Origin of the sequence: Nocardioides sp. J54, assembly GCF_000519005.1 — a bacterium.
Lineage (GTDB): Bacteria > Actinomycetota > Actinomycetes > Propionibacteriales > Nocardioidaceae > Nocardioides.
This window is the reverse complement of the sequence record NZ_JAER01000062.1, coordinates 1-14,650: the sequence shown is the minus strand read 5'-3', so window position 1 is coordinate 14,650 and position 14,650 is coordinate 1. Positions and strand designations below refer to the sequence as shown.

Below are 14,650 nucleotides of genomic sequence, written 5' to 3'. Positions count from 1 at the left end.
AGGCCGAGATCGGCCAGGTCATGAGCGCCGTGTGGCAGATCGTCACCGCGGGCTCCGACAGCCAGCGCCGGGCCGCAGTCGACGTCCTCGTCGAGGCCCGCCGCAGCCTCTACGGCATCCTCGCCGACGGCCCCGAGGCCGACGTGGTCGACGACGGTGCCGACGACGGTGCCGACGACGGTGCCGACGACGGTGCCGACGACGGTGCCGACGACGGTGCCGACGACGGTGTCGACGACGAGGCCGGCCCGACCGAGGCCTGAGCCGCCACCCGGGCTGACGGCACCCCGCACCCCGGGGCGCCAGGGTCACGCAGCAGCGGCCCCGCACGAGATCCGTGCGGGGCCGCTGTCGTGCCCGGTGCCGTCAGCCGACCACCAGCTGGTCGGCGAGCAGGACCTGGGCGCGGTCCGGCGCGGTGACCTGCTCGCGCTCGCACGTCCCGGCGGCGTCGCACCGCACCAGCGCCGACGTCTCCCCGTCCAGCGAGACGACGTGGCCGTCGTGGGCCCAGGTCGAGACCAGGCCGACCCCCGCCAGCGGGACCGGGTCTCCGCCCGCGACCGGCACCAGCGCGCCGATCGCGCTGCCCTCGTCGGTCTGGCCCAGGGTCAGCACCTGCCGCCCGTCCGGCGAGACCACGGCGTCGATGCTGTCGCTGCCGAGCCGGCGCAGCACGCGGTCGGCGTCGACGTCGTACACGAGCCACTCGCCGTCCTCGGCGCCCGCGTCGTCCAGCGCGGTGGCGATGCCGTCGTGGACGGAGTGCACGGCGTACGGCAGCGCGGTGGCCCCGCCGTTCGCCCAGTCGACGCGGAAGTGGACGTCGTTGTCGACGCTGAAGTAGACGTCGTCGCCGTCGAGGCGGGGCACCGGGATCGCCTCGCCGCCCAGCAGGCCCGACAGGCCGCCGGGCTCCTGCGCGGGCTGGGAGGCCCGGCCGACCTCGCGGTCCTCGTCGACGTCCCAGACGTGCGCGACCATGGTCTCGCCCTCGACCTCGAGCCACGCGACGCGCGGGTGGGCGAGGTCGCCCTCGACGTGCACGACGGAGGAGGGGATCCCGAGCTCGACCGTGGCGCCGTCGGGCCGCACCAGGACGAACGAGTTGCCGGCGTCGCCCTGGAAGAGGCGGGCGACGACGCCCGAGGACGTCTGGGCCAGGTGGGCGACCGGCGAGCCGAGGTCGACGGTGGTCGTGCCGATCGTGACCCCGCTGCCGGCCGACCACGCCGAGCGCTCGGCGTACTCGTCCGCGGCGGCGGAACCCGGGTCCTCCTCGCCCCGCTGGGCGACCTGCGAGCTGCGGGCCTCACCGTCGAGGGCGTTGCCGAGGACGACGCCACCGAGGCCGAGCGCGCCGACAACGAGTGCCGCGGCGACGACGGTGCCCGCACGCCGGCGGGTCCGCATCGTGCGGCCGCGGGCAGCGATGGCCGTGGCGTCGGGGTGGGGCACGTCGACGGTGTCGGCGCACCCGTGCAGAAGGTCGGAGAGCTGCTCAGCCATGGTGTCCTCCCGGGGTGGCGGTGCTGCGGCTGCTGCTGGAGCCGCCGGAGCGGGCGGTGGTGGTGGTGGGACGGTCGCCGGGCAGGTCGACGGCGTCGCCGAGCAAGGAGCGCAGCCGGCGCAACGCGTCGGAGGTCTGGCTCTTCACGGTCCCGTCGCTGATCCCGAGGGCCTGCGCGGTCTCGGCGACGGAGAGGTCCTCGTAGAAGCGCAGGACGACCACCGCACGCTGGCGCGGCGGGAGCTGCGCGAGCGCCGCCAGCACGTCGAGCCGCTCGGCGGGGTCCGGCTCGCGCGCGGGCGGCTCGGGCATCTGCCCCGTCGGCCGCTCGGAGCGGAACGACCGTCGCCGGAACATGCTGGTCGTCGCGTTGACCATCGCCCGGCGGGCGTAGGCCTGCGCGGCGCCCGTGTCACGGATCCGGTGCCAGTGGCTGTAGGTCCTCGCCAGCGCGGTCTGCACGAGGTCCTCGGCGAGGGCGTGCTCGCGGACGAGCAGCACCGCCGTGCGGTAGAGCGACGGCCACGCAGCATGGACGAGCTCGACGAACTCCTCGTCGGTCGGCCCGCGAGGTGCGGTGAACGGCATGGAGCGATCCTTCCCTGTGGCCCCCGGCGGGGGCGCGTGCAGTGGTCAGGACGCGCAGCTGCCCCGTCGGGTTGGGTCCCGTCGCAGGATTCGTCGTACCTCCTCGTGGATAGGCTGCCGCCCGTGAGCCGACCCGTCCCTGCCGTCCTCGCCGGCGCCTGCTGCCTGGCGTGGCTCGCCGTGACGACGGGGTACGCCGCTCCCGCGCTCGCCGCGCCGGGCGGGGTCGACGTCGGCGGCGCCCCGCTCGACGACGGCACCGGGAGCACGAACCCGGCCGAGCCGACCGTGCTCGAGCCCGGCCTGTGGTCCGACTCGCTCGGCGGGTCGGACGCGCAGAACACCCACCACTTCACCTACGACCGGCGGCTGCGCGACAGCACGGTCCACGTCGGCGTCGTCGGCTCCCCGCCCTCCACCGACTCCGACGCCGTCCGGGTGGACGTCGGGTACGTCGACGAGGACGGCAGCTTCTCCTCGTGCGAGTCCGACGACGACTCGATCACCTACGGCATCCCGCAGTCCGTGCTCGGCGCCGCGGTCAGCGTCGGTCAGGCCAGCGCCGACGCGACCGACCGACCGCCGTGCCAGAGCTCGGCCACCCTGCGCATCGAGGTCAGCCGCGGCTCGAGCAGTGTCACCGCCCCGATGCCGATCGCGATCAAGGTCGTCGAGGAGGCCCGGGTCGGCGACGCCGCCTCGCTCCCGGAGCCGGCCGAGGCGGTCGACTACGCCGTCCCCGACGCCGGCGACGCCGAGGACCTGCCCGGCGCCGCGTCCTTCGACGACGCCCCCGAGCTCGACGCGAGCGCCGACGGCACCACCGTCAGCACCACCCTGGCGCAGGGTGAGGAGCAGCTGTGGCGCGTCGGCCTGGACTGGGGCCAGCAGCTCGTCGCGCGGGTCACCGCACCCGCTGCCGACGAGGCGGACTTCGAGGGCCGCTACTCCGGGATCCCTGTCCGGGTGCGGCTGGTCGACCCGCGGCGCGCCGTCTTCGCGCTGAAGGACGACGACGGGGAGGGCTCCGCCGAGGGGCAGTACCACCACGACGAGGCGCTCGACATCGTCGCCGGCACCAACCCGCTGCGCTACCGCAACCGTTTCGACGACGACCTGCCCGTGGTCCCCGGCGACCACTGGGTCGCGGTGTCGGTCGGCCCGCTGGACGAGTCCTCGGACCTCGAGGCGCTCGACGTCCCGGTCGAGCTGACGGTGGCCGTCACCGGGGAGCCGGCCGGCGCGCCGTCGTACCCGGGTGTGGTGACCTCGCCCGACGAGGGCACCCAGGTCGAGGGCTACTCCCCCGAGGAGCCCTTCCTCGTCGCCGAGGAGACCTTCTCCGCCGTCGCGTCGGGCAACCCCATCGGCGGCGACGGCTGGTTCAGCACCCGCCGCTGGGCCGGGCTGGGGCTCGCCGCGGCGAGCCTAGCCTGCCTGGGCGCCGGCGTGGTCCGCCTGCGCGCCCGCCGCTGAGCGGCCTAGCCCAGCAGCAGGAAGAGCGCGACCAGCAGGCCGAGCACGCCCGCACCGAGCAGCACCCACGCGTCGACGGGCGCCCGTCCCTGCCCCTGGGGCGTGGGGACGTCCGGACGCGTCGGCTGCGCGGTGGCCGACGGCGGGGGCGGTGGCGGCAGCACCGACGTGCCCATCCGCGCGGTCGCCGCGACGCTCGGCGGGGGCGGCGGGTGCGGGGCCGTGGCGAGGCCGGTCGGCGGGAGGTCCACGGTGTCGGCGTACTCCTCCGGCACGGTGAGGTCGTCGGCCAGCGCCGGGTCGTCCCAGCGGGCCACCAGCGACTGCAGGGCCGGGTGGGTGCGCAGCCCGGCGGCGGTCGGGCGCTGGGAGGCGTCGTACGCCGTCGCGGCGGCCACCACGTCGAGGACGGCGTCGTGCTCGGGGTCGCCGGTGCGCAACGTCGTGACGTCGACCGGTCCGGGCGCGCCGTCGCCCGGCGGCCGCCGGCCGGTCAGCATCTCGAGCACCACGATGCCGAGCGCGTAGACGTCGGCGCTCGGGTGCGGGTCCGCCCCGTGGTACTGCTCGGGCGGCATGTAGCCGGGCGTCCCGATCACCATCGCGACGTGGGTCAGCCGTGGCTCGTCGCTCGGGACGGCGATGCCGAAGTCGGTCAGCCGCAGGTGCGGGCGCCCGGACCCGGTCGGCTCCAGCAGCAGGTTGCCCGGCTTGATGTCGCGGTGGACGATGCCGGCCGCGTGCACCGCCTCCAGCGCCTGCAGGGTCTGGTCGGTCAGCACCGCGATCCAGCGGGGCGGCAGCGTGCCGCCGTTGCGCTTCATCAGCCCGGAGACCGAGCCGCCGCGCACCAGCGGCATCGTGAACAGCACGCGGTCGTCCACGCCCGCCCACGACTGCGGCGTCACCACGTGGGTGTGGTCGATGCGCACCGACTGCTCGCGCACGAAGCGCAGCAGCATCGCGGCGTCGGCCTGGCGCAGCACCTTCGCGGCCTTGACGTCGCCGGCCGTGCGGTCGTGCACCCGCCACACGGTGCCCATGCCGCCGGCGGCGATCGGGTCGAGCAGCTCGTAGCGACCCGCGAAGACCTCACCCATACCTCGACCCTATCCGCGCGAGCGCGTCGCCTGTCGAGGGCTGCGCGCAGGCCCTCGCAAGCTCGGCCCGCACTTGCCCTCGACGCGCCTTCGGCGCGGGCGCCGCGCTGCCGCGCGCGCGGTTGGCTCCGGTAGGTGGTGGCGTTGGCCTGGCGGCAAGCCCTGGGTTCGCTTCGACCTGCTCCCGGTGGTTGAGGTGCGAGGAGCGCCAGCGACGAGCCGTCCCCGGTGGTTGAGGTGCGAGGAGCGCCAGCGACGAGCCGTCCCGGGTGGTTGAGGTGCGAGGAGCGCCAGCGACGAGCCGTCCCNGGTGGTTGAGGTGCGAGGAGCGCCAGCGACGAGCCGTCCCCGGTGGTTGAGGTGCGAGGAGCGCCAGCGACGAGCCTCGAAACCTCCGGGCCTCCTGGGCGGACCGTGGTGGGCACAGTCCGGTGCACCAGTGCCGGCTACGACGCGTCGATCTCCAGCACCAGGTCCCCGCCGTCGACGGGCTGGGTGCCGTCGACCGCGATCCGCTTGACGACGCCGTCGACGGGAGCGGTGATCGAGGCCTCCATCTTCATCGCCTCGATGGTCGCGACGGTGTCGCCGACGGAGACGGTGTCGCCGACGGAGACGACCGGGGTCACCGCGCCCTGGAACGGGGCGGCGACGTGGCCGGGCCGGCCGGGGTCGGCCTTCTCGGCGGCCGGCGCCTCGGCCGAGACGGAGCGGTCGCGGGTCGGCACCGGGCGCAGCTGGCCGTTGATGGTGCACATGACGGTCCGGAAGCCGCGCTCGTCGGGCTCGCTGATCGCCTCGAGGCCGAGCAGCAGCGTGACGCCCTCCTCGAGCCGCACCTCGTGCTCCTCGCCGTGGGTGAGGCCGTAGAGGTAGTCCCGCGTCGGCAGGACCGCGAGGTCGCCGTACGACTGGCGGGCCTCCTCGAAGGCCTTCGTCGGTGCGGGGAACAGCAGCCGGTTGAGGGTACGACGGCGCGCGGCGCCGTCCTCACCGGTGAGCGCCGCCTCGTCCTCGGCCGCCAGGGTCGGCTCGGGCGCGGTCCACGACCGTCCGGCGAGGGCCTTGCTGCGGAACGGCTCGGGCCAGCCGCCCGGCGGGTCGCCGAGCTCGCCGTTGAGGAAGCCGATGACGGAGTCGGGGATGTCGAACTTGCCCGGGTCGGCCTCGAACGCCTCGGGGGTCGCGCCGACGGCGACGAGGTGCAGGGCCAGGTCGCCGATCACCTTCGACGACGGGGTCACCTTGGGCACGTTGCCGAGGATCCGGTTCGCGGCGGCGTACATGTCCTCGACCTGCTCGAACTTCTCGCCGAGGCCGAGCGCGATCGCCTGCTGGCGCAGGTTGGAGAGCTGGCCGCCGGGGATCTCGTGGGTGTAGACGCGGCCGGTGGGCGCGGGCAGGCCGGACTCGAACGGCGCGTAGAGCCGCCGGGTCGCCTCCCAGTAGGGCTCCAGGGCGTTGACGGCCGCGAGGTCGAGGCCGGTCTCGCGCGGGGAGTGGTCGGTCGTCGCGACCAGCGCGGACAGTGCCGGCTGCGAGGTGGTGCCCGACATCGAGGCGCAGGCCGCGTCGACGGCGTCCACACCGGCGTCGATCGCCGCGAGCAGCGTGGCGAGCTGGCCACCGGGGGTGTCGTGGGTGTGCAGGTGCACCGGCAGGTCGAAGCGCTCGCGCAGGGCGGTGACCAGGGTGTGCGCGGCGGGCGCGCGCAACAGGCCGGCCATGTCCTTGATCGCGAGCACGTGCGCGCCGGCGTCGACGATCTTCTCGGCCAGGCGCAGGTAGTAGTCGAGGGTGTAGAGCTTCTCGTCCGGCGAGGACAGGTCGCCGGTGTAGCAGAGCGCGACCTCGGCGACGGTCGTCCCGGTCGCACGGACCGCCTCGATTGCCGGGGTCATCTGGTCGACGTCGTTGAGCGCGTCGAAGATCCGGAACACGTCGATGCCGGTGGCGGCGGCCTCCTCGACGAAGGCCTGCGTGACCGCGGTGGGGTACGGCGTGTAGCCGACCGTGTTGCGCCCGCGCAGCAGCATCTGCAGGCAGATGTTCGGGACCGCGGCGCGCAGCGCGGACAGCCGCTCCCACGGGTCCTCGGCGAGGAAGCGCAGGGCGACGTCGTACGTCGCGCCGCCCCAGCACTCCAGCGACCACAGCTGCGGGGTGAGCCGGGCGACGTGGTCGGCGACGCCGAGCAGGTCGATGGTGCGCACGCGGGTCGCGAGCAGCGACTGGTGGGCGTCGCGGAAGGTGGTGTCGGTGACCGCGACCCCGGTGCGCGAGCGCAGCTCGGCGGCGAAGGCCTCCGGCCCGACCTCGAGCAGCCGCTGGCGGGAGCCGTCGGGCACCGGCGCGGAGGTGTCGACCGCGGGCAGCTTGCTGGCGGGCGACACCGAGACCCGGGCTTCGCCGTGCGGCTTGTTGACGGTGACGTCGGCCAGGTAGGCGAGCAGCTTGCTGCCCCGGTCGCCCGAGCCACGTGCCTGCAGCAGGTGCGGGTGGGTCTCGATGAACGACGTCGTCACCGCGCCGGCGACGAAGTCGGGGTCCTCCAGGACCGCCTGCAGGAACGGGATGTTCGTGGAGACGCCACGGATGCGGAACTCCGCGACCGCGCGGCGGGCCTTCTCCGCAGCCTTCTCGAAGGTGCGGCCGCGGCAGGTGAGCTTGGCCAGCATCGAGTCGAAGTGCGCCGACACCTCGGCACCGGTGTAGGTCGTGCCACCGTCGATGCGCACGCCCGCGCCGCCCGGCGAGCGGTAGGTCGTGATCACGCCGGTGTCGGGGCGGAAGCCGTTCGCCGGGTCCTCGGTGGTGATCCGGCACTGCAGCGCGGAGCCGCGCAGCACGATCTCGGACTGCACGAGGCCGAGGTCGGCGAGCGTCTCGCCGGACGCGATCCGCAGCTGGGACTGCACCAGGTCGACGTCGGTGACCTCCTCGGTCACCGTGTGCTCGACCTGGATGCGCGGGTTCATCTCGATGAAGACGTAGTTGCCGTGCGGGTCGAGCAGGAACTCCACGGTGCCGGCGTTCTTGTAGCCGATCTCGCGGGCGAAGCGCACCGCGTCCGCGCACATCCGGTCGCGCAGCGCGGGGTCGAGGTTCGGCGCCGGCGCGATCTCGACGACCTTCTGGTGGCGTCGCTGCACCGAGCAGTCGCGCTCGTAGAGGTGGATGACGCCGCCCTCGGACCCGGGGCCGGCCGTACCGTCAGCGAGCACCTGGACCTCGATGTGCCGCGGGTCGACCACGGCCTGCTCGATGAAGACGGTCGGGTCGCCGAAGGCGGCCTCCGCCTCGCGCATGCAGGTCTCGATCGCCTCGCGCAGCAGCGCACCGTCGGCGCCGGGGTCGTCGACGCGTCGCATGCCACGACCACCGCCGCCCGCGACGGCCTTGACGAAGAGCGGCGCCGGGATCGCCGAGGCGGCCTCGACCAGCGCCTCGACGTCGGTCGACGGCTCCACGCTCTGCAGGGTCGGTACGCCGGCGGCCCGGGCCGCGGCGATCGCGCGCGCCTTGTTGCCGGTGAGCTCGAGGACCGAGGCGTCCGGCCCGACGAAGGTGATGCCGGCCGCCGCGCAGGCCTCGGCCAGCGCGGGGTTCTCCGACAGGAACCCGTAGCCGGGGTAGATCGCGTCCGCACCGCAGGCGACGGCGGTGGCCACGATCGCCTCGGGGTCGAGGTAGGCCCGCACCGGGTGGCCCCGCTCGCCGATCTCGTAGGCCTCGTCCGCCTTCAGCCGGTGCTCCGAGCCGCGGTCCTCGTAGGGGAACACGGCCACGGTGCGGGCACCGAGCTCGTAGGCGGCGCGGAAGGCGCGGATGGCGATCTCGCCGCGGTTGGCGACCAGGACCTTGCTGAACATGCGGGCTCCTCGGTGGAGGAAGGGCGGGGCCGGGGGCGGGGTGTGCTCCGGGCGATCCCGAGGCTACGCAGGTTCGTCCATGATGTGAGAGGGGTTGTCCGCAGTGCGAACGACGCTGCAATGCGCCGACGCCCGGGTGGACCGTGCGGTCCACCCGGGCGTCGTACCCGGAGCCGGCGGTGCCGGCCTCGACGGGTGGGATCAGGCGTTCTTGATCGCCGAGATGTCGAACTCGAGCTTGATCTTCTCGGAGACGAGGACGCCGCCGGTCTCGAGCGCGGCGTTCCAGGTCAGGCCCCAGTCCTTGCGGTTGATGGTGACGTCGCCCTCGAAGCCCACGCGGATGTTGCCGAACGGGTCCTTGGCCGAGCCGTTCTCCTCGAACTCGATGGTGACCGGCTTGGTGACGTCCTTGATGGTGAGGTCGCCGGTGATGGTCCACTCGTCGCCGTCGCGGCTGACCTCGGTGGAGACGAACTTCCACTCCGGGAACTGCTCGACGTCGAAGAAGTCGGCCGACTGCAGGTGGCCGTCGCGGTCGGCGCTGCCGGTGCTGATGCTGGCGGGGTTGATGGTCAGGGTGACCGACGAGGCGGCCGGGTTGGCGGTGTCGACGTGGGCGGTCGCGCTCCAGTCGGTGAACTGGCCGCGGACCTTGGTGACGACCGCGTGGCGGGCGACGAAGCCCAGGCGGCTGTGCGAGGTGTCGAGGGTGTAGTCGCCGGAGATGTCGGTCAGGGCGGTGGTGGTCTCGGTCATGGTGCGTGCTCCTGTGGGGTGGTTGGTTGAAGTCTCAACGATCTCCTCAACGGTCGATGACGCGTCAACCATTCCCCCAGCGACTGTGGCGTGAGTCACAATGGCCGCGAGCGCCCCCTGTCCTGTCGCGTAGGGGCGCAATCAGCGCGTTCCTGCCCGATTTCGGGCAGGAAGTTGATGTCCGGCTCGATGGGGGAGCACGATCCTGCGGTGCATGTCGACCCGCGGCTCGTCCGCCACGTGGCCGAGACCAGCGGTCTCAGCCCCGCGGAGGCGCGCCGGCTCGTCGAGGACGTGCTGTCCTTCCACGACGAGCCGCTCGAGGACTGGGTGCGGCGGCGGCACGCGGAGCTGAAGACCTACGGGCGGAAGAACGACGAGATCTTTCCCCTGCTCCGCGCCGAGCTGCGCGGCCTCGTGGTGGCCGCGCCCGACCTCTCCGAGCGCCAGCTGCGCCGGATCGTCTACGGATAAGGGAGACCAGGCATGTGCGGCATCGTGGGCTACATCGGTGGTCAGCAGGCGGCCCCGCTCCTGCTCGAGGGGCTGACCCGGCTCGAGCACCGCGGCTACGACTCGGCCGGCCTGGCCGTGCTCGGGCCCAGCGGCGTCCGGGTCGCCAAGCAGGCGGGACGGGTGCGGGACCTGGGTGACGGCCTGCCCAAGCGGTTCACCGGCAAGATCGGCATCGGCCACACCCGGTGGGCGACCCACGGACCGGCCACCGACGCGAACGCGCACCCGCACACCGACGAGTCCGGCCGGGTCGCGGTCGTGCACAACGGGATCATCGACAACGCCGCGGCGCTGCGCCTCGAGCTCGCCGACGCCGGCGTCGAGCTCGTCTCCGACACCGACACCGAGGTGCTCGCCCACCTCGTCGCCCGCTCCACCGCCGACACCCTCGAGGCGCGCACCGCCGAGGCACTCGCCCGGGTCGAGGGCACCTACGGGATCGCGGTGGCCCACGCCGACTTCCCCGACCGCATCGTCGTCGCCCGCAACGGCAGCCCGCTGATCATCGGCGTCGGCAAGAACGAGATGCACGTGGCCTCCGACCTGGCCGCGCTCGTCCGCTACACGACGACGGTCGCCCACCTCGCCGACGGCGAGATGGCCACGGTGACCGCGGACGGGTTCAGCACCTACCTGGTCCGCACCATCGACGGGGCCGGCCACGTGGGGCTCGCCGCGACCGACCGGCGCGCCAGCGAGGTGGAGATCGACCCGTCGTCGTACGACGCCGGCGAGCACGACTCCTTCATGCACAAGGAGATGCTCGAGCAGCCCGCCCGCGCCGAGGCCGTGCTGCGCGGCCGCCTCGACGAGAAGTTCGGCACCGGCCACCTCGGCGGCCTCAACCTCGACGCCCGCGAGCTGCGCGCGATCAAGCGGGTCAAGATCCTCGGTTGCGGTTCGGCCTACTACGTCGGCCAGATGGGCGCCGCGCTCATCGAGGAGCTGGCCCGGATCCCCGCGGACGCCGAGGCGGCCAGCGAGTTCCGCTACCGCAACCCGATCATCGAGCCGGACACGCTCTACGTCGCGGTCAGCCAGTCCGGCGAGACCATCGACACCCTGCTCGCCGTGCAGGAGATCCAGCGCAAGGGCGGCTTCGTCATCGGCCTGGTCAACGTGGTCGGCTCCGCGATCGCCCGCGAGGTCGACGGCGGGATCTACCTCCACGCCGGCCCCGAGGTCGCCGTCGCCTCCACCAAGGCGCTGACCAACATGTTCCTCGCGTTCGCGATGCTCGCCGTCCAGCTCGGCCGGGTCCGCGACCTGTCGATCTCCGACGGGCGCCGGCTCATCGCCGGCCTCAACGCCATCCCCGGGCAGGTCGCGGAGGTCCTCGGTCGCGAGGAGGAGCTCGCGGAGGTCGCCAGGGAGCTGGCCGGGGCCGAGAACCTCTTCTTCGTCGGCCGAGTGCGCGGCTTCCCGGTCGCCCGCGAGGGAGCCCAGAAGTTCAAGGAGATCAGCTACCGCCACGCGGAGGCCTACCAGACCAGCGAGCTCAAGCACGGCCCGCTGGCGCTGATCTCCCCGGAGGTGCCGACCGTCGCGATCGTCCCCGACGACGAGCTCGTCGAGCGCAACGTCGCGGCCCTGCACGAGATCGCGGCCCGCGGCGGCCCGCTCACGGTGGTCACCCACGCCGGCGTGGACCTCGGCGACCTCGAGCGCACGGCCCGCCGCATCGACGTACCCCGCAGCGAGCGCGAGCTCGACCCGATCCTGCTCACCATCCCGCTGCAGGTGCTCGCCTACCACGCGGCGCTGTCGCTGGGCCACGACATCGACAAGCCCCGCAACCTCGCCAAGTCGGTCACCGTCGAGTAGCCGCCGGCTACCCGCCGCTCAGGCGTGATGCAGCGCACCGCGCCGGGGATCCTTGGTGAAATCGGTCACGGCACTACCCTTGTCGGGTGAGTGAGACCCCGGAGAACGAGACCACGACTTTTGCCGACCTCGGTCTCGGCGACCGGATCCTGAAGGCGCTGACCGCGGTCGGCTACGAGACGCCGTCCGCGATCCAGGCCCAGACCATCCCCCACCTGCTCGAGGGTCGGGACGTGATGGGCCTCGCCCAGACCGGCACCGGCAAGACCGCCGCCTTCGCGCTGCCCATCCTCGACCAGCTCGACATGTCGCAGCGCACGCCGCAGGCGCTGGTGCTCGCGCCGACCCGCGAGCTCGCCCTGCAGGTGTGCGAGGCGTTCGAGAAGTACGCCGCCGAGATGCGCAGCGTCAGCGTGCTGCCCGTCTACGGCGGCCAGGGCTACGGCGTCCAGCTGTCCGCGCTGCGTCGCGGCGTCGACATCGTCGTCGGCACGCCCGGCCGGATCATGGACCACCTCGAGAAGGGCACCCTCGACCTCACCGAGCTCCGCTTCCTCGTCCTCGACGAGGCCGACGAGATGCTCAACATGGGTTTTGCCGAGGACGTCGAGACGATCCTCGCCGACACCCCGGACGACAAGCAGGTTGCCCTGTTCTCGGCCACCATGCCGAAGCAGATCCGCGCGCTGTCGCAGGCCTACCTCAAGGACCCGGTGGAGATCTCCATCGAGCGCAAGACCCGCACCGCGGAGAACATCCGCCAGCGCTACCTGATGGTGAGCTACCCGCAGAAGGTCGACGCGCTGACCCGCATCCTCGAGGTCGAGAACTTCGAGGGCGCGATCGTCTTCGTGCGCACCAAGAACGAGACCGAGACCCTCGCCGAGAAGCTACGGGCCCGCGGCTACAGCGCCGCCGCCATCAACGGCGACATCGTGCAGGCCCAGCGCGAGCGCACCGTCAACCAGCTCAAGGACGGCAAGCTCGACATCCTCGTCGCCACCGACGTCGCCGCCCGCGGCATCGACGTGCCCCGGATCAGCCACGTCTTCAACTACGACATCCCGACCGACACCGAGGCCTACGTCCACCGGATCGGTCGCACCGGCCGCGCCGGCCGCAGCGGTGACGCGATCTCGTTCATCACCCCGCGCGAGCGCTACCTCCTCAAGCACATCGAGCGGGCCACCCGCTCCACCCTCGAGCAGATGCAGCTGCCGAGCGTCGACGCGATCAACGAGTCGCGCCTGAGCCGCTTCGACGACCAGATCACCGCCGCCCTGGAGTCGCCGCGCATCGAGTTCTTCCGCGACGTGGTCAGCCACTACATCAAGGAGAACGACGTCCCCGAGGTCGACGTCGCCGCTGCGCTGGCGATCGTGATGCAGGGCGACACCCCGCTGCTGCTCGAGCCCGAGCCGGAGCCCGAGCGCCGTCCGCGCTTCGACCGCGACCGCGACGACCACCGCAAGCGCGACTCCTGGGGTGCCGACGACCGCGGCGACCGCGGTCCCCGTGGCGGTCGTGACCGCGGCCCGCGCGGCGGCGGTGGCTACCAGGCCTACAAGATCCAGGTCGGCAAGCGGCACCGCGTCGAGCCCCGCCAGATCGTCGGCGCCCTCGCCAACGAGGGCGGCCTCGACCGCCGCGACTTCGGCAAGATCACGATCCGCCCGGACTACTCGATCGTCGAGCTCCCCGCGAAGCTCACCGACGAGCAGTGGGAGCGGCTCAAGAACACCCGGATCAGCGGCAAGCTCATCGAGCTCGCGAAGGACTACGGTCCGCCGAACCGTGGTCGCAAGCCGCGCGACTGACCTACGCTCGACTCCCATGGGGGGTCGACGGCGCCGGCGCGCGTCCGCCGCAGCTGCGGCGGCCGCGCTGCTGCTGACCGCCTGCGCCGCCACGACGCCCCCGGCGGCCGACGTCGCTGCGTCCCCGACCGACCCCGTGTCGCCCGCCGGGCCGACCGGTGCGGCCAGCTCGACGGCAGCGACCGAGCACCCGGCCCCGGTCTCGCGCGCCGGTGCCCGCGCCGACGTACCCACCGCCGCGATCATGGCCCAGCTCGCCCGCCGTGCCGAGCGGATCGCCAAGCGCCTGCCCGAGGTGCAGGTGCCCGCCGACGTCGACCGCGGCTCCAACCGCGCCCTGGGCTTCCAGATGATGGTGGAGTTCGGTTTCCCCGAGGACCAGTGGCCCTACCTCGACGCCCTGTGGCACCGCGAGTCCGGCTGGAACCACCTCGCCGAGAACCCCAGCTCCGGCGCCTACGGCATCCCCCAGTCACTGCCCGCGAACAAGATGGCCGTCGTCGGCGGCGACTGGCGCACCAACCCCGAGACCCAGATCCGCTGGGGCCTGGCCTACATCGCCGCCAGGTACGGCAACGCCCAGAAGGCGTGGGCGCACAGCGAGCGCGTCGGCTGGTACTGAGCTGGATGGCGCGAGCGCTGTTGGCTTCCGTAGGTCCTGCCTCCGCCTGGCGGCAAGACTGCCGGCACGCGCGACCTCGCCTCCCTCCGCCTCCGGTCGCTCGTCCCTCGCTCCCTGCGGCTCCGGGCCGGCTCCGTCCCGCGTACGCCGGCACGTTGGCTGACGGCGCGAGCGCGCCGCGGTTGGCTTCCGTAGGTCCAAGCTCCGCCTCGCGGCAAGACCGCTGAAGGTGGTCCGAGCGTTACTCCCGGTGGTTGAGGTGCGAGGCGCCCCAGCGCCGAGCCTCGAAACCTCCGGGCGATGCGGGCGGACTGTGCCCACCACAGCCCGCCGGGCAGGCCCGGAGGTTTCGAGGCTCCTCGCTGGCGCTCGTCGCGCCTCAACCACCGGGGCTGGGATGGCCAGGCCGCGTGCGGGTCGGGTTCGCCTCGCGCACCTCAACCACCGGAGACGCGCCTCGATTGGGCAGAGACTGCACGATCCGAGGGGGATTCCCTGCAGTTTGTGACCAATCGGCGGCCGCGCAGCGCGGCGCGGACGCAGTCCGTGCCGGCAAGCGCGCCGCC

Annotated in this window: 10 protein-coding genes and 1 pseudogene; 6 read left to right on the top strand and 5 right to left on the bottom strand. The window is 73.1% G+C overall.

Annotated features, from left to right (window positions below):
- Window positions 1–263, top strand: a pseudogene (locus tag NOCJ54_RS27655) (hypothetical protein); the annotation flags it as partial.
- Window positions 264–366: 103 nt separating this feature from the next.
- Here the strand turns inward: NOCJ54_RS27655 and NOCJ54_RS0122050 are convergent.
- Window positions 367–1,509: a hypothetical protein gene (locus tag NOCJ54_RS0122050; protein ID WP_028657206.1), complete on the bottom strand. Its 1,143-nt coding sequence runs from the start codon at window positions 1,507–1,509 to the stop codon at window positions 367–369.
- On the bottom strand, window positions 1,502–2,098 hold the full coding sequence (locus NOCJ54_RS27650; RefSeq protein WP_084255611.1) for a SigE family RNA polymerase sigma factor: 597 nt from the start codon (window positions 2,096–2,098) through the stop codon (window positions 1,502–1,504). Before NOCJ54_RS27650 ends, NOCJ54_RS0122050 begins: the two co-directional genes overlap by 8 nt.
- Before the next feature lie 123 nt (window positions 2,099–2,221).
- On the opposite strand from NOCJ54_RS27650, the gene NOCJ54_RS0122040 reads away from it, so the two are divergent.
- Window positions 2,222–3,574 carry a hypothetical protein gene (locus tag NOCJ54_RS0122040; RefSeq protein ID WP_028657205.1) on the top strand — a complete coding sequence of 451 codons (1,353 nt, stop codon included), beginning with the start codon at window positions 2,222–2,224 and terminating at the stop codon, window positions 3,572–3,574.
- A 5-nt stretch (window positions 3,575–3,579) separates the two neighbouring features.
- Here the strand turns inward: NOCJ54_RS0122040 and NOCJ54_RS30110 are convergent, their stop codons facing one another.
- The 3 genes from NOCJ54_RS30110 to NOCJ54_RS0122025 all read right to left on the bottom strand — a co-directional run bounded on the left by NOCJ54_RS30110 (window position 3,580) and on the right by NOCJ54_RS0122025 (window position 9,305).
- A complete protein-coding gene (locus NOCJ54_RS30110) occupies window positions 3,580–4,674 on the bottom strand; it encodes a serine/threonine-protein kinase (RefSeq protein WP_051486276.1) in 1,095 nt (364 codons plus the stop codon).
- 446 nt (window positions 4,675–5,120) lie between these two features.
- Entirely contained in the window at window positions 5,121–8,546 is a 3,426-nt protein-coding gene (locus NOCJ54_RS0122030) for a pyruvate carboxylase (protein ID WP_028657204.1), read from the bottom strand.
- A gap of 201 nt (window positions 8,547–8,747) precedes the next feature.
- Window positions 8,748–9,305, bottom strand: a complete 558-nt coding sequence (locus NOCJ54_RS0122025; RefSeq protein ID WP_028657203.1) for a YceI family protein — start codon at window positions 9,303–9,305, stop codon at window positions 8,748–8,750.
- A gap of 210 nt (window positions 9,306–9,515) precedes the next feature.
- Here NOCJ54_RS0122025 and NOCJ54_RS0122020 point away from each other — a divergent pair, with 210 nt between their 5' ends.
- From NOCJ54_RS0122020 to NOCJ54_RS30105, 4 genes are all read left to right on the top strand, one after another.
- The gene (locus tag NOCJ54_RS0122020) at window positions 9,516–9,779 is read left to right on the top strand and encodes a hypothetical protein (RefSeq protein WP_028657202.1); all 264 of its coding nucleotides are present in this window, start codon (window positions 9,516–9,518) and stop codon (window positions 9,777–9,779) included.
- A 12-nt stretch (window positions 9,780–9,791) separates the two neighbouring features.
- Window positions 9,792–11,645, top strand: a complete 1,854-nt coding sequence (gene glmS, locus NOCJ54_RS0122015) for a glutamine--fructose-6-phosphate transaminase (isomerizing) (RefSeq protein WP_028657201.1) — start codon at window positions 9,792–9,794, stop codon at window positions 11,643–11,645.
- A gap of 86 nt (window positions 11,646–11,731) precedes the next feature.
- Window positions 11,732–13,462: a DEAD/DEAH box helicase gene (locus NOCJ54_RS0122010; RefSeq protein WP_028657200.1), complete on the top strand. Its 1,731-nt coding sequence runs from the start codon at window positions 11,732–11,734 to the stop codon at window positions 13,460–13,462.
- 16 nt (window positions 13,463–13,478) lie between these two features.
- Window positions 13,479–14,084, top strand: coding sequence for a transglycosylase SLT domain-containing protein (locus tag NOCJ54_RS30105; protein WP_051486274.1), 606 nt, complete (start codon window positions 13,479–13,481; stop codon window positions 14,082–14,084).
- The last annotated feature ends 566 nt before the right edge of the window (window positions 14,085–14,650 follow it).

Bases quoted from the DNA above. Each gene is read 5' to 3' on its own strand.
- NOCJ54_RS0122050 (WP_028657206.1), bottom strand. From the start codon at position 1,509: ATGGCTGAGCAGCTCTCCGACCTTCTGCACGGGTGCGCCGACACCGTC.
- NOCJ54_RS27650 (WP_084255611.1), bottom strand. From the start codon at position 2,098: ATGCCGTTCACCGCACCTCGCGGGCCGACCGACGAGGAGTTCGTCGAG.
- NOCJ54_RS30110 (WP_051486276.1), bottom strand. From the start codon at position 4,674: ATGGGTGAGGTCTTCGCGGGTCGCTACGAGCTGCTCGACCCGATCGCC.
- NOCJ54_RS0122030 (WP_028657204.1), bottom strand. From the start codon at position 8,546: ATGTTCAGCAAGGTCCTGGTCGCCAACCGCGGCGAGATCGCCATCCGC.
- NOCJ54_RS0122025 (WP_028657203.1), bottom strand. From the start codon at position 9,305: ATGACCGAGACCACCACCGCCCTGACCGACATCTCCGGCGACTACACC.
- glmS (WP_028657201.1), top strand. From the start codon at position 9,792: ATGTGCGGCATCGTGGGCTACATCGGTGGTCAGCAGGCGGCCCCGCTC.
- NOCJ54_RS30105 (WP_051486274.1), top strand. From the start codon at position 13,479: ATGGGGGGTCGACGGCGCCGGCGCGCGTCCGCCGCAGCTGCGGCGGCC.